The following is a 13,709-nucleotide window of genomic DNA, read 5'->3' as shown; positions in this document are numbered from 1 at the left end:
GAACGAACGCTCTATTCGATAGACTCGGCCCGTGCAGACGAAGACGCAGCGGAGCCGACCCGATCAGTCCGAGCCCGCCGCCCCGGCGACCCCGCTCGGCACGCGCGAGCGCATCGTGCGCACGGCGTCGCGACTGATGCAGCGGCAGGGCTACGACGGCACCGGGATCAAGCAGATCTCCACGGAGGCCGGTGCCACGCTCGGCTCGATGTACCACTTCTTCCCGGGCGGCAAGCAGGAGTTGGCGGTCGCCGCGATCCGACACGGGGACGCGGAGTTCGTCGACATCCTGGGCGCCGTACTGGCCGCCGAGCCGGACCCGGGCGCGGCGATCCGCGCGCTCACCCGGAGTCTGGCCGAGGGGCTGCGCGCCTCCGACTGGATCGACGGCTGCCCGGTCACCGCGACCGCGCTCGGCACCGCCGCCGGCCTGCCGGACATCCAGGCCGCCGCGGCCGAGGCGTTCGCGCACTGGCGGGAGGCGGTCCTCGCCAAGCTGATCGAGGCGGGGCTGGCCGAGACCGACGCGCGCGAACTCGCGCACACCGTGATCAGCACGCTGGAGGGCGCCGAACTGGCCGCCCAGGTGACCCGCAGCGAGGAACCGCTGCTGCTCGCCGGCACCCACCTGACCCGGCTGATCGACACCTACCCGCGCACCGCCGACGCGGGCTGATCCCGCGCGTCAGCGGCGCTCGCCCGCCCGGACCACGCCGTTCTCGTACGCGAACACCGCCGCCTGCGTGCGGTCGCGCAGGTTCAGCTTGGTCAGGAGACGGCTGACGTGCGTCTTCACCGTCTGCTCGCTGAGCACCAACCGCGCGGCGATCTCCGCGTTGGACAACCCGTGGGCGATCAGCGACAACACCTCGGTCTCCCGCTCGGTGAGCTGTTCGACCCGGGGCCGCGGGCCGGCGCTCGGACCGCCGAGCCGGGCGAACTCGGCGATCAGCCGCCGGGTCACGGTCGGCGCGAGCAGCGCTTCGCCGGCCGCCACCACCCGAACCGCGTCCGCCAGTTGCAGCGCCGAGGCGTCCTTGAGCAAAAACCCGCTCGCCCCCGCGCGCAGCGCCTCGTAGACGTACTCGTCCAGGTCGAACGTGGTCAACACCAGGACCCGGGTCGCGCAGCCGGGGTCGGCGGTGATCTCGCGGGTGGCGGCGAGGCCGTCCAGGACCGGCATCCGCACATCCATCAGCACCACGTCCGGGCGCAGCGCCGCGACCTGTTCGACCGCGTCGCGCCCGTCCACCGCCTCGCCCGCGACCTCGATCCCGGGCTGGGCGCCGAGCAGGACCGAGAAGCCCTCGCGCACCATCATCTGGTCGTCGGCGATCAGCACGCGGATGGCCATGGAGGTCCCTACTGCTCGGTCGGTTCGGTCGGTTCGGTCGCGGTCGGCGGGTGGCGTCCCGGCTCCCCACCCGCCGGAGAGTGTCATTGCCCGTCCGTCGGCAGGAAGACCTCGACGTGGTAGCCGCCCTCGGGAGTATGCCCGGCCTCGAGGGTGCCGCCGATCATCGCGGCCCGCTCGCGCATGCCCATCACGCCGTGTCCGGAGCCGTCGCGCGCGGGCGGCGTCGGGTGCGGCGGCGGTTCGTTGTGCACGCGCAGCCCGAGTCCGGTCGGCACGTACGCGACCTCGACCCGTACCCGCGCGCCGGGCGCGTGGCGCAGCGCGTTGCTCAGTGCCTCCTGGGCGATCCGGTAGGCGGACAGGTCGACGCCCTGGGGCAGCGGGCGCGCGGCGCCGACGGTGACGCGGTCCACCGTCATCCCGGCCGCGCGCACGTTGTCGATCAGTTCGGGCAGTCGCTCCAGCGTCGGCAGCGGGGCGGGTCGGCCGTCCCGGTCCACCGCCGCGACTCCCTCGCCTTCGTCATCGGTGCGCAACAAACCGAGAACGCGCCGGAGTTCGGCCAGCGCGTCGACCGCGTTGGCCCGGATCGTGACGAAGCTGCGCACCAACTCCGGTGGCGGGTCGGCGACCCGGTAGCGGGCCGCCTCGGCCTGGATCGCGATCACCGACATGTGGTGCGCGACCACGTCGTGCAACTCGCGGGCGATCCGCGCGCGTTCCTCCAGGAGTGCGCTGCGCTCCCGTTCGGTGGCGGTCAGGTCGGACTGTACGGCGAGTTCGCGGCGCGCGTCGCTGCGGCCCCGGAAGGCGACCACGACGATCATCACGGTCGCGGTCAGCATCGCCAGGGTGGGCATCGTGCCCCAGCGCGAGGGGTGGTCCTGCGCGTTGCGCACCAGCAGCACGCCCAGCAGCGCGGTGCACACCCACGTCTCCAGCACGATCCGCACCCGGGTGTGGAAGGCGACGTAGGCCATCACCACCACCTGGGCGACCAGGCCGACCGCGCTCCACGGCCACAGCATGCCGCCGGACCCCGACGGGGCGAAGTCGTCCGGCGTGGCGACCAACGCGCACAGCAGGGCGGCGCCGAGCGACATCCACCAGGCCACGATCGGTCGTTGCGGTGCGAGCAGGATCGGTACACCGGTGGCCAGGCCCAGGGCGAAGGCCAGTCCGCCGGACACCCCGGGATAGCCGGCGAACACCGACCCCTGGATGCCCACGACGAGCACCACGGTGAGGTAGTGCAGGGCCACCGCGACCGCGCGGCTGCTGAACGGGGCGGGCGGACGCTGCGTCCGGACCCGGGCGTCGAACAGGTCGCCGCGCAGTGTGGTCAGCCCCCGCCGCACCCGGCCGACCGCACCGGCCCGGCCGGCGGTCGAGATTTCGGCGCGGCCCGCCGCATGCGCGGCGTCGACGTCCCGCCCGCCCGATCCGCCTGCCCTGGTGCTCATCCACAGCAGGCTAGGGCCCCGGCCGGGGCACGGCGTCCCCGGCCCGGGTGATCCGGGATGTCACTCTCGGGAGCTACGCCCGGCGTCCGAGGAGCCACGCGCTCGCCCACCGGCGGCCTCCCACCGACGGAACACCGCCCACAACACGAGCAGCACGGCCGCGAACACCGGCATCCAGCCGATCCGCGCGGCCACCCACGGCAGTCCGTCCGGCGCGGTGCCCAGGCCGGGCAGCCCGCCGAGGCCGATGCCGACCGAGGTGGTCGCGAGCATCGCGCTCTGGTGCCACAGGAACACCGTCATCGCGGACAGATTGACCAGCGCCACCGCCGCCCAGGTCCGCGGCCGCCGGCGCAGCACCCGGCGCAGCGGGGCCCGGACCAGCAGCGCGAGGCCGCACTGGGCGAGACCGAAGGCGACCGCCGCGAGCGTGGGCGGGTTGAGGTTGGAGATCGCCCGGCCCGGGACGCCGACCATGCTGACCGGATAGCCGCACCAGCGGATCAGCGCGGCGCAGCCGAGCGCGCCCACCACCAGGAGCGGACCGCCCAACCGCTCGATCCGGGCCCGATGCGGACCCGCCCAGAGCACCCCGAGGCTGTACGGGACCAGCCAGCCGGCCGGCACGTTCACCCAGCCGAGCGCGGCCGGCCCGTCGGCGGCGAACCTGGTCGGGTCCACCGCGGCGACCACGGCGAGCGCGAGCGGTGGTCCGGCCCGGCCGAGGCGGACCACCTGCGGGGTGAGCAGGGTCAGGCCCGCGTAGACGAGCACGAACCACAGCGGGGAGAGCACGAGCCTGCCGAGCGTGTAGAGGGTGTCGCCGGGCACGAAGTCGGCGAGCAGCGCCATGAGCACGGTCCACACCGCGAGCAGCGCGGCGATCGGCCGGCCGAGCCGGATCAGCCGCCGCCGGGCCCACGAGCGGTAGCTCGTCGCGTGGGCGTACGAGCGTGCCCCCACGTACCCGCCGACCAGGAAGAACACCGCCAGCGGCTGGAGCAGCCAGGTGACCGGGGCGAAGTCCGGCAGCCGGCTCAGCGGGCTGTCGGTCCGCCAGTGGTCGGCGCCGGCGGACACGCCCGTGACGATCCAGTGACCGAGGACCACGCCGAGGATGGCGAACGCCCGCAGACCGTCCACCTCCCGCTCGCGGTCGGCGGGCGTCGATCGCTCGATCCGGCGTACCAGCACGCCCGGTTCAGCCATGGGTCACCTCCGTCGCGCGGCCCCGCGCGATCAGCGCGAGGTTGTACAGGGCCCGCCCGCCGGGCCGCAGGTAGTCCGAGTGGCCCCCGCCGCCGGCGGCGAAGTCGCGGGCGCCGAAGCCGCGCGAGGTCGGGTCCGCGCCGAAGCCGACGGTGGTGTCGAAGAACGGGATGCTCACGTGCGGCACCACGTCGATCCAGTCCGAGCCGCCGCGACCGGCCCACACGCGGGCACCGGTGCCCAGGTCGTCCCGGTCGTCGACGCCCAGGCCGGGGCTGCCGAACACGGCGAGGTCGGCCACGTCGATCGTGGAGACCGCCCGCCCGCACACCACCGAGCCGTAGGAGTGGCACAGCAGGGAGACCTGCGCGGCGGGCGCGACCGCGTGCAGCCCGGCCACGAAGCGGCGCAGCTCGCGCGCGCCGTCGTCGGCCCGGCCGGTGGTCAGCACGTCGAGGCTGATCGTGTGCGGCGGCGAGTAGCCGAGCCAGGCGATCACCGCGACGCGCGCGGTCGGGTCCTGGGTGTGGATCTGCGCGTACAGGGCGCGCGCGCCGCCGCCGGGGGCCGAGTACGGCTTGTCGCCGCGCGTGTCGAAGTGGTCCAGATCGGTGTCGGCGCCCGGCACCAGGACGGCGATCCGGTCCGCGGCGGCCAGGTCGCCGACCACCTCGACCGCTCGGACCCGGCCCGCGCGGCCGTCGAAGGACAGGAAGGTCCGGCCCGGGTCGGCCATCCGCGCCAGCTTGTCCGCCCGGCCGGTGTGTCCGGTGTCCCGGGCCAGCCCGGCCGCGTCGGCGATGGCCCGCTGGTTGGCGGTGTAGCGCTCGCCCAGGGTGGTCGCGGACATCGCCGGCAGCGTCGGCGGGGCCGCGGCGGCGGCCTCCGCCGCGCCCACGCCCGGCCCGGCCAGCCCGGCCGCCACCAGCACCGAGACCAGGCCCATTCGCAGCCGACCACGCATCTCCCGCTCCCGTCCTCGACGTTCCGGACACGAAGCTAGGAATCGGCGTCCGTAGCCCGCGTCGCGCCAGGGAGTGGACCCTGCGGGTAGCTCTCGGGGACTACACGGGTCACACGCGTGGTCGAGAGCCGGCGGGGACCGTTCCGGGACGGCCCGCGCCGCGGGTGGATCGCGCCTCAGGTACCACGCGTGCTCTCCTCCGCTGGGCTGACGGCGCGTCGGGTGCGGCCGGCTACCGTTGCATCCGTGACTTTTCGCTCCGCCGCCGAGTCGATCCGCCGCCCCTTCCCCTCCTGGCCGCAGGCCCGACGCTCGTTCGCCTTCGACGTCACGCTGGCGATCGTGGTCGGGCCGCTGGTTCCCGCGATCGCCTTGGCGTTGCATCTGCGGGAGTCGGGTGTGGACGTCGCGGACGCGTGGCTGACGTACGCGGCGCAGGTGATCGCCGGGCTGGTCCTGATCGTCCGACGCCGGCATCCCGAGGTGTGCGTCGCGATCGTCGCGCCGACGCTGCTGCAGGACCAATCCTTCGGCGCCCTGCTCGCGGCCTACGCGGTCGCGGCCTACGTGAGCGACCGCCGGCGGATGTGGCTGTTGATCGGCGTCCTGTGCCTGGCCACATGGCAGCCCTGGGATTGGCGGGATCTCGGCACCAACACCGGGAACACCTTCGGAACTCTCACCCCGGCGTGCTATGGGCTCTACATCGCCTCCCGCCGCCGGCTCATCGCGGCCCTCGGGGAGCGTGCCGAACGGGCCGAGCGTGAACAGGAGTTGCGCGCCGAGCAGGCTCGAGAGGAGGAGCGCGACCGGCTGGCCGGGGACATGCACGACATCGTCACGCACCGGGTGAGCCTGATGGTCCTCCAGGCGGGCGCGATGCGTTCGCGGGCGGTCGACGACGCGACCCGGCGGGCGGCGGAGGACCTGCGTTCGACCGGGTGTCAGGCGCTGGCCGAACTGCGGGACCTGGTCTCGGTGTTGCGCACCGCGCAGGAGCGTGACGCGCGTGCCCCGGTGGAGCCGGCGGTGCTGGACGCGTCCGCGCTGGTGGAGGAGTCGGCGGCGGCGGGCGTGGATGTGCGCCTGGAGGTGGAGGGTACGGCCCGGCCGGCCTCGCCGGTCGTGGTGCGCACCGCCTATCGGGTGGTCCAGGAGTCGCTGACGAATGTGCACAAGCACGCGCCCGGCGCCTTCGTCCGGGTCCTGGTGCGGCACACCGACGGCGAGTTGCGGATCACCGTGACGAACACCGCGCCCACCCGGCCGCCGGAGATCGAACTGGGCGCGGGTGGCACGGGATTGGTCGGGCTGCATCGGCGGATCGAGCTGACGGGGGGCACGTTCCGGGCCGGGCCGCGGTCGGATGGCGGCTTCGAGTTGGACGCGCGGTTGTCGGTGGGGGCGGGGACGGCGTCCGTGGTCTCCGGCGCGCCGGGTGATCCGAACGAGCCGTCGCGGTCCGCGACTTCGACCGAGGCCGCGCCCGGCGAACCGCCGAGCGCGGTCGTGGGGGTGTTGCGCGCGCGTCCGGTGCGCCCGGCCCGGGAGCGGTCGGGCCGGGACCGGTCGAAGGCGGGCCACCCCACCCCGGAGCACGCGGAGCGTTCGGGCCGCTCGGATCACCACGATCGCTCGGACCCGACCCCGACTTCGACACCGGGAGTACTGACGGGATCACGCCCCGAAACCGGCTGATACCCGGCGGATCCGACCGCTCCGACTTCTCCATCCTCGACACGTGTCACCCACCTTTCGGTGTTGACTTGCGCAGCCTCCGGATGGACCCTCGGGCCAGCCGCGTCGCACCGTTCGGCCGACCGGTCCCGGGTTCCGGCACCGCCCCGAACCCACCGCCTCGGCACGCCCGGCACGGCATCGCACGGCGCCCGGAACCGTTCACCCACCCCCGCGCCGTGGCCTCGACATCACCGCTCCACCCGCACCTCGGCACGCAGCGGATCGATCTTCCGGAACCGGAGCCACCGCTTCCGTATGTCGAACTCCCCCGGGCTGCAGGCCCTCGGGACGCCCCGAAAGGCATCCTGATGCCCCGACCGAACCACCCGAACCCGAACCCCGACTCCGACCCGGGTCCCAACCCCGACCCGGGTCCGTCCCGCCGCGCGGTGCTCGGCGGCCTCGCCGGCGCCGCACTCGTCGCGGCCCAGTGGACCCCCGTCGGTCTGATCCCCGCCGCCGGGGCCGCCGCGCCGCCGACCCCGCCCGACTTCCCGGCCGGCATCACGCTGGGCGTGCGGCAATACCGGAACTGGTCCGGCGAAATGCGCGCCGACGACGTCTGGACGGCGGTACCCGCGCACCCCTCCGACGTGGTGACGCTGGCGAACTGGGCGCGCGCGAAGGGCTACCGGCTCCGCCCGCGCGGCATGAGCCACAACTGGTCGCCGATCCTGATCCCACCCGGCGCGGACACCTCGCGCACCCTGATGGTGGACACCACACAGAACCTGACCTCGCTGGTGATCAATCCGGGCTCGCCGACCACGGTGACCGTCGAGACCGGGTGCAGCGTCGAGCGCCTGCTCACCAAACTGGAGGAGGCCGGTCGCGGGATGATCGCCACCACCGCGCCGGGCAAGCTGAGCGTGGGTGGGGTGCTGGCCATCGGCGCACACGGCAGCGGCATCCCGACGCCCGGCGAAACCCTGCCCCAGGGCGGCACTTACGGCACGCTGAGCAACCTGGTGACGGCACTGACCGCGGTGGTGTGGGACCCGGCGGCCGGCGCGTACGTCCTGAAGACCTTCCGGCGCGACAACCCCGAGATCGGCCCCTTCCTGGTGCACCTGGGCCGGGCGTTCGTCACCGAGGTCACCCTCCAGACCAACGCGAACCAACGGCTGCGCTGCCAGAACTTCTACCACGACCAGATCGGCACCCTGCTGGGCCCGCCCGGCGGCTCCGGCAAGAAGCTCGCCGACTACCTGCGCGACTCGGGCCGGGTCGAGGTGATCTGGTTCCCGTTCACCACGGTGCCGTGGCTCAAGGTGTGGAGCGTGGCACCGAGCAAACCGTGGACGTCCACCCGGATCGACGCGCCCTATCCCTACACGTTCGCCAACTTCGTCACCGAGGACCAGGCGAAATTCCTCGCCGACATCGCCACCGGTAACGTCGGCGGCACCGAGGTGTTCACCAACGCCGAGATGGCGGTGGTCGGTTCGGGCCTGATCGTGACCTGGACCTGGGACATCTGGGGGTGGTCGAAGAACACCCAACTCTTCGTCGAACCGACCACGCTGCGCATCCACGAGGGCGGCTGGGCGGTGTTGACCGCGCGGGCGAACGTACAGCGGGTGCTCAACGAGTTCTTCGTGCGCTACACGGGCCTGTTGAGCGCGTACAAGGCCAACGGCCGATATCCGTGCAACAGTCCGATCGAGTTGCGGGTGACCGGCGTGGACCGGGCGAGCGAGGTCGTGGTCCCGAACGCGGTCGAGCCGACCCTGTCCGCCGCCCGCCCGCGCCCCGATCACCCCGAATGGGACACCGTGGTCTGGCTCGACGTCGCCACCCTGCCCGGCACCCCCGCCAACCACGACTTCTACCGGGAGATGGACTCCTGGATCTGGGCCAACTACACCGGCGCCTACGCCTGTGTCCGCCCGGAGTGGTCCAAGGGCTGGGCGTACGGCCTCGGCGGTGCCTGGACCGACACGGCGGCCGTCACCGGCCGCATCCCCGACGCGTTCCGCACCGGCCTGCCCACCACGGCCGATTTCGACACGGCCCGCGCCACCTTGAACAAGTACGACCCGGGCCGCGTCTTCGCCAACCCGTTCCTGGACGTGCTCCTACCCTGACCGCGCACCCAACCAGCCGTCATCCAACGACCCGTTGTCGTCGAACACCACGAACTCCCGCTCCACCGAGGCGATTTCGTATGCGGCCAAGGCGGCCACCAGGTCCTTCGCGGCCCGGGTGGCCGCCACGTCGCCGACCCCGTGGCAGCGCTGCGTGACAAACCGCTCGGCCCGCCCGTCCGCCCGCACCCGCCGCGCGTTGTACGACAGGTGCGCCCCGTGCCGCTCCACCTCGGCCACCAACCCGCCCGACTCGGCGGCGCCCTCGGCCAGCACCAGCTTCACGTGATGCTCGAAGTACATCCCGGTCCCGAGTTCCCGCGCCCGCGCGTCCGTCCGAGGCACCCCCGGATGCGACGGCGCCACCTCGATCTTGGTCCGCGTCACCCGATGCCCGCCCCGCCGCAACACCTCGGCCAACTCCGCGGCCCGCTCCCGGGCCGCCCGCAGGGTCGTGGTGGACCGCTCGGTGACCATCGGCTGCGACACCGTCCGTCCCCGCGCCAACACGATGTGCGTCACCCCGACGCCGGCCCCGGCGGCCCACCGAACCAACCCGTCCACGTCCGGGGTCCCCACGGTGACGTGCGTCTCGAACAGCCCGACCACCGCACCGGGAAACCCCGCGCCCTCGACCCCACCCGACCCGTACACGCGCCCATCCTCCCAGGTGGGGGCGCCCCGAACGACGCGATATCGGTCAGCTCTGCTCGGTGCGCAAAAGACGCAGGAACGCCTTGATGCCGGAGATGACCTCCTGGTTGTCCGTCAACTGGCTGATGGTGTCCTCGAAGCGGCGGCCGAGGGCTTCCACCCTGCGGTCCGCTTCGTGGAAGCGGGCGGTGGTGTGGGCGGCCTCGGAGACCGCCGTCTCCTCGAGTCGCGCGACACTCGCCCGCAGTTCCTCGGTGCGGGTCTCCAGTGCCTCGACCCTGGCCTTCAGCGCCGTGATCTCCTGACCGACCGCGAGCACGTCGTCGCGGGGGTGGGTCACCTCGCGCAGCATGGCGCGCAACCGCTGGGACAGGTGCTCCGCATACGCCTGCCCGGGTCGGAACAGGGTGCTGAGCAGGTAGAACCCGGCGAACCAGTAGCCCACCACGCCGCCGGAGATCCAGGTGATCAACGCGATCACCGCGGCGGAGACCACGTGTGCGCCGATCGCGCCGCAGAGCAGTCGGCGGGCGATCCGCCGAGCCTCGACGTCGCGCCCCTCCGGCACGGCCAGGCCCCGCTCCCGGCTGATCGCGATCTCCGTGATCACCCGCTGGGCCCGGAAGTACAGGTTCCACGGCGCGGTCAGCACCATGATCAGCCAGAACAGGCACAGCGCCCCCGCCCCGAGCGAGAGCAGATCCGACAACGACGTGTCCTCGACGAAATACAGCACGATGCCCAACGCCGTCGTGCCGACGAACAGCAGAACTCCCAGCAACCTGGCCGCACCCACCCGAATCCCACTCCCACCCCACCCGGTGCTCGGCCCACCCGAGCACACTGCTCGGACTGTAGGGCACGGAGATCACCGTGATCGGGTTCAGCCGTCGGCAACCGATCCGTCGGGGTCGGGGATCCACGAGCCGTGGATGCCGGCCGGTACCCGGCGCGGCAGTTCGACCACCGCGATCGGCGGCGCGGTGATCCTGCGCGCGTCCAGCACCAGCAACTCCGACGCGTTCCGGGCCAGATCGCCGACCACGGTGAGCAGGTAGCCGTCGTCCTCGGCGGTGCCGCCCTCGGCCGGCACGAACACCGCCTCGCCGGGCATGCGGTCGCGCCCCTGCCCGGCGATCCACCGTTGCCCGCTCACCCGGTCGTACTTGACGATCGCGTACTCGCGCAGCCCCGCCCCGGGAAAGGCCGACGCGTAGCCGAAGCGGTGCGGCCGGCCCACCGCACGGGCGTCGATCGTGGGGAACTCGACGACCAGCGAGTCCAATTCCTGCTCCCCCGCGACGCCCGACGCCGGGTCCAGGATCCACCGGTGCGAGATCGCGCCGACCACGGGTGACTCGGGATAGCCGGGCGCGCCCACCCACCACCGCCAACTCGTCTCCCACGCGGCCCGATCGAACCTCGGCGCCTCCAGCACGATCCGCCCGCGCGCGTCCTCGTACGCGTTGGCCACGTGCAGCACCATCCCCGGCGACACCTCGAACCAGGTCGGCACGGCCGGGCCGGTGCGCGGCATCACGCCGATCCGGGGCGCGTAGGACTCGCTCCAGCGGTAGGGCACGCCGGAGGACTCCGCCGGGTTGAACACCACGGGCAGGTCGAGCCAGACCACGTGACGCCGCGTCAGCCCGAAGTCGTGCATCAGCGAGGGCCCCGCGCCGCAGATCACCTCGCTGCGGATGATCCGCCCCCGGGGCGACGCGACGTGGTACGTGAGATACGGCGGGACCGGCGAGGAGCCGAAGAAGTGCAGTTCGCCGGTACCCGGATCGGTCCTGGGGTGCGCCGTCATCGCGGTGGTCAGCCCGCCGTCGAAGTCGTACGGGCCGACCGTGTCCAACTCGCGGGTCACCTCGAACGGGAGGTTGCCCTCCTGGAGCGCGAGCAGCCGACCGGCGTGTTCGACGATGTGCGTGCCGGCGATGCTCGCGGTCAGGTCCACGCCGCCGTCCGCGCGCACGTACGGCGCGCCGTTCCACGCGGGGGTGCGCACCCACCGGTTGCGGTACCACTCGGCCCGGCCGGCCCGCAGCCGGATGCCGTGCAGCATGCCGCTGCCCCGGAACCAGTGCGACGGCACGTCACCGGGCCGCGGGTTGTGGCCGTTGCGGATGTAGCGACCGTTCAGCTCCGGCGGAAGCATGCCCCGAACCTTCAGGTCGCGCCGGTCGATCTCGTCGGCGACGGGGGCGAAGTGCTCGGCGAGATAGGGCTTTCGCAGGTCCACGACGGCGCGCTCCGATCACCTGGGTCGGTGACTGTAGCACCTGCCGCCGCCGATCGGGCACCCGATGCGAACGCACCCCCGCCGACCCATCCGTCCCGACAAGGATCCCGCGATACGCGAAGGCGGGCCGGGGCACTCGCCCCGACCCGCCCACGCCGCCCGCCCGGTCGGCTACCGCGCGCCCAACTCCTCGGCCAGCGCGGTCGCGAAGGCGTCGATGTCCGCCTCGGTGGTATCGAACGCCGTCATCCAGCGCACCTCGCCGATCGACTCGTCCCAGGTGTAGAACCGGAACCGCTTCTGCATCCGCTCGGTCACATCCGTCGGCAGCACCGCGAACACCGCGTTGGCCTGCGGCATCCGGGACAGCGTCACCCCGTCCAGGTCGGCGACCTTCTCGGCGAGCAGCGCCGCCATCGCGTTCGCGTGCCGCGCGTTGCGCAGCCACAGGTCGCCGGCGAGCAGCGCCTCGAACTGCACCGACACGAACCGCATCTTGGACGCGAGTTGCATCGCCGCCTTGCGCAGATACTTGATGCCGCGGGCCGCGTCCGGGTTGAGCACGACCACGGCCTCGCCGAACATCAGGCCGCTCTTGGTGCCGCCGAAGGACAGCACGTCCACGCCCACGTCCGTACTCAGCGCCCGCAGCGGAACGTCCAGCGCGGCGGCGGCGTTGGCCAGTCGCGAGCCGTCCAGGTGGGCGAGCATGCCGTGGTCGTGCGCGTGCGCGACCAACGCGGCGATCTCGTCCACCGTGTAGACCGTGCCCAGTTCGGTGCTCTCCGCGAACGAGACCACCCTCGGCTGGGCCCGGTGCTCGTCGCCCCAGCCCCACGCGTGCGTGTCCACGAGTTCGGGGGTGAGCTTGCCGTCGGGGGTCGCCACGGTGAGCAGCTTCAGGCCGGCCACCTTCTCCGGCGCCCCGCACTCGTCCACGTTGATGTGCGCGGTGGCCGCGCAGATCACCGAGTCCCAGCGGTCGGTCATCGACTGCAGGCCGACCACGTTGGCCCCGGTGCCGTTGAACACCGGGAACACCTCGGCGCGCTCGCCGAAGTGGGCGCGGAAGACCTCGGTCAGGTGCTCGGTGTAGACGTCTTCGCCGTAGGAGATCTGGTGTCCGCCGTTGGCCGTGCCGATCGCGGCCAACACCTCGGGATGTATGCCCGCGTAGTTGTCGCTGGCGAAACCGCGCGCGTCGGGGTCGTGACGCGGGGTCAGGGGACGTTCAGGCACAGTCGTTTCCCGTTCAGGTCGATGGCCGGCGTGTTCCACAGACCCGCGATCTCGGCGGCGAGATCGGCGACGTCGGTGAATCCGGCGAACTTTGCGTTGGGTCGAGCCTCGCGCATCTCGTCGTTGACGAGCGCCTTGACCACCAGGATCGTGGCCGCCGCCTCGGTGTCGGTGAACGCGTCGGCCAGCGCCAGGGTCCAGGTCTCCGCCGCGGCCTTGGCGGCGGCGTAGCCCGCGTTGCCCTGGGTCGGCTGTCCGGCCGCCGCGGCGGAGATCAGCACGAACCGGCCGCGCGGGCTGCGCGCGAGCGCTTCGTGGAAGGCCAGCGTGGTGTGCTGGAGGGTACGCACGAGCAGGTTGTGCAGCAGGGCCCAGTCGTCGAGCGAGTTGTCGCCGAACTTCTTGCCGCCGCGCCAGCCGCCGACCAGGTGCACCAGCCCGTCCACCCGGCCGTGCTCGCGCTCGACCTCCTCCGCCCAGCGGCGGGTGGCGTCCGGGTCGAGCAGGTCCACCACCGCGCCGCGCGCTCCGGGCGCGGCGTCCACGCTCGCCCGCAATCGTTCGGCGTTCGCGTCCGCGCCGTACACCTGCGCGCCGGCGCCGGTCAGCCGTTCGAGCACCGCTCGCCCGGTGGGCCCACCCGCGCCCGCGACCGCGATCACCGCGCCTTCGAGACCGTTCATCACTGCGACTCCTCGTTCACGTGCCGTTCGTCCTGCCCCGTACCCCGGCGGGCACCCGTCGCACC

At 72.9% G+C, this 13,709-nt stretch carries 12 protein-coding genes; 3 read left to right on the top strand and 9 right to left on the bottom strand.

Annotation, left to right across the window (positions count from 1 at the left end; genetic code table 11):
- The first annotated feature begins 31 nt into the window (after positions 1-31).
- Positions 32-676, top strand: a complete 645-nt coding sequence (locus tag EMA17_RS05330; RefSeq protein WP_126635741.1) for a TetR/AcrR family transcriptional regulator — start codon at positions 32-34, stop codon at positions 674-676.
- Positions 677-685: 9 nt separating this feature from the next.
- Here the strand turns inward: EMA17_RS05330 and EMA17_RS05325 are convergent, their stop codons facing one another.
- The 4 genes from EMA17_RS05325 to EMA17_RS05310 all read right to left on the bottom strand — a co-directional run bounded on the left by EMA17_RS05325 (position 686) and on the right by EMA17_RS05310 (position 4,993).
- Positions 686-1,354 carry a response regulator gene (locus tag EMA17_RS05325; protein ID WP_126635740.1) on the bottom strand — a complete coding sequence of 223 codons (669 nt, stop codon included), beginning with the start codon at positions 1,352-1,354 and terminating at the stop codon, positions 686-688.
- An 83-nt stretch (positions 1,355-1,437) separates the two neighbouring features.
- Entirely contained in the window at positions 1,438-2,820 is a 1,383-nt protein-coding gene (locus EMA17_RS05320; protein WP_126635739.1) for a sensor histidine kinase, read from the bottom strand.
- A 60-nt stretch (positions 2,821-2,880) separates the two neighbouring features.
- Positions 2,881-4,029 (bottom strand): acyltransferase family protein, encoded by a 1,149-nt coding sequence (locus EMA17_RS05315; protein WP_126635738.1) that lies wholly within the window; start codon positions 4,027-4,029, stop codon positions 2,881-2,883.
- The gene (locus EMA17_RS05310) at positions 4,022-4,993 is read right to left on the bottom strand and encodes an alpha/beta hydrolase (protein ID WP_126635737.1); all 972 of its coding nucleotides are present in this window, start codon (positions 4,991-4,993) and stop codon (positions 4,022-4,024) included. The genes EMA17_RS05315 and EMA17_RS05310 overlap by 8 nt, the downstream gene beginning before the upstream one ends.
- A gap of 246 nt (positions 4,994-5,239) precedes the next feature.
- Between EMA17_RS05310 and EMA17_RS55220 the strand changes: the two genes are divergently transcribed.
- Together EMA17_RS55220 and EMA17_RS05300 are read left to right on the top strand one after the other, a co-directional pair.
- Positions 5,240-6,691, top strand: a complete 1,452-nt coding sequence (locus EMA17_RS55220; RefSeq protein WP_281290437.1) for a sensor histidine kinase — start codon at positions 5,240-5,242, stop codon at positions 6,689-6,691.
- A 350-nt stretch (positions 6,692-7,041) separates the two neighbouring features.
- Complete coding sequence (locus tag EMA17_RS05300; RefSeq protein ID WP_126635736.1) at positions 7,042-8,820, top strand: cholesterol oxidase substrate-binding domain-containing protein; 1,779 nt, start codon at positions 7,042-7,044, stop codon at positions 8,818-8,820.
- Here EMA17_RS05300 and EMA17_RS05295 read toward each other — a convergent pair.
- The 5 genes from EMA17_RS05295 to EMA17_RS05275 form a co-directional block, all read right to left on the bottom strand.
- A complete protein-coding gene (locus EMA17_RS05295) occupies positions 8,812-9,474 on the bottom strand; it encodes a hypothetical protein (RefSeq protein WP_246126461.1) in 663 nt (220 codons plus the stop codon). The genes EMA17_RS05300 and EMA17_RS05295 overlap by 9 nt on opposite strands.
- A 46-nt stretch (positions 9,475-9,520) precedes the next feature.
- Positions 9,521-10,270 (bottom strand): coiled-coil domain-containing protein, encoded by a 750-nt coding sequence (locus EMA17_RS05290; RefSeq protein ID WP_126635735.1) that lies wholly within the window; start codon positions 10,268-10,270, stop codon positions 9,521-9,523.
- Between the two features lie 87 nt (positions 10,271-10,357).
- The gene (locus EMA17_RS05285; RefSeq protein ID WP_126635734.1) at positions 10,358-11,722 is read right to left on the bottom strand and encodes a carotenoid oxygenase family protein; all 1,365 of its coding nucleotides are present in this window, start codon (positions 11,720-11,722) and stop codon (positions 10,358-10,360) included.
- 171 nt (positions 11,723-11,893) lie between these two features.
- On the bottom strand, positions 11,894-12,961 hold the full coding sequence (locus EMA17_RS05280) for a threonine aldolase family protein (protein ID WP_126635733.1): 1,068 nt from the start codon (positions 12,959-12,961) through the stop codon (positions 11,894-11,896).
- Positions 12,943-13,644, bottom strand: a complete 702-nt coding sequence (locus EMA17_RS05275) for an SDR family NAD(P)-dependent oxidoreductase (protein ID WP_174861310.1) — start codon at positions 13,642-13,644, stop codon at positions 12,943-12,945. The genes EMA17_RS05280 and EMA17_RS05275 overlap by 19 nt, the downstream gene beginning before the upstream one ends.
- Between the last annotated feature and the right edge of the window lie 65 nt (positions 13,645-13,709).

Source organism: Embleya hyalina, assembly GCF_003967355.1.
Taxonomy (GTDB): Bacteria; Actinomycetota; Actinomycetes; order Streptomycetales; family Streptomycetaceae; genus Embleya; species Embleya hyalina.
This window is presented reverse-complemented; position numbering and strand designations above follow the sequence as displayed.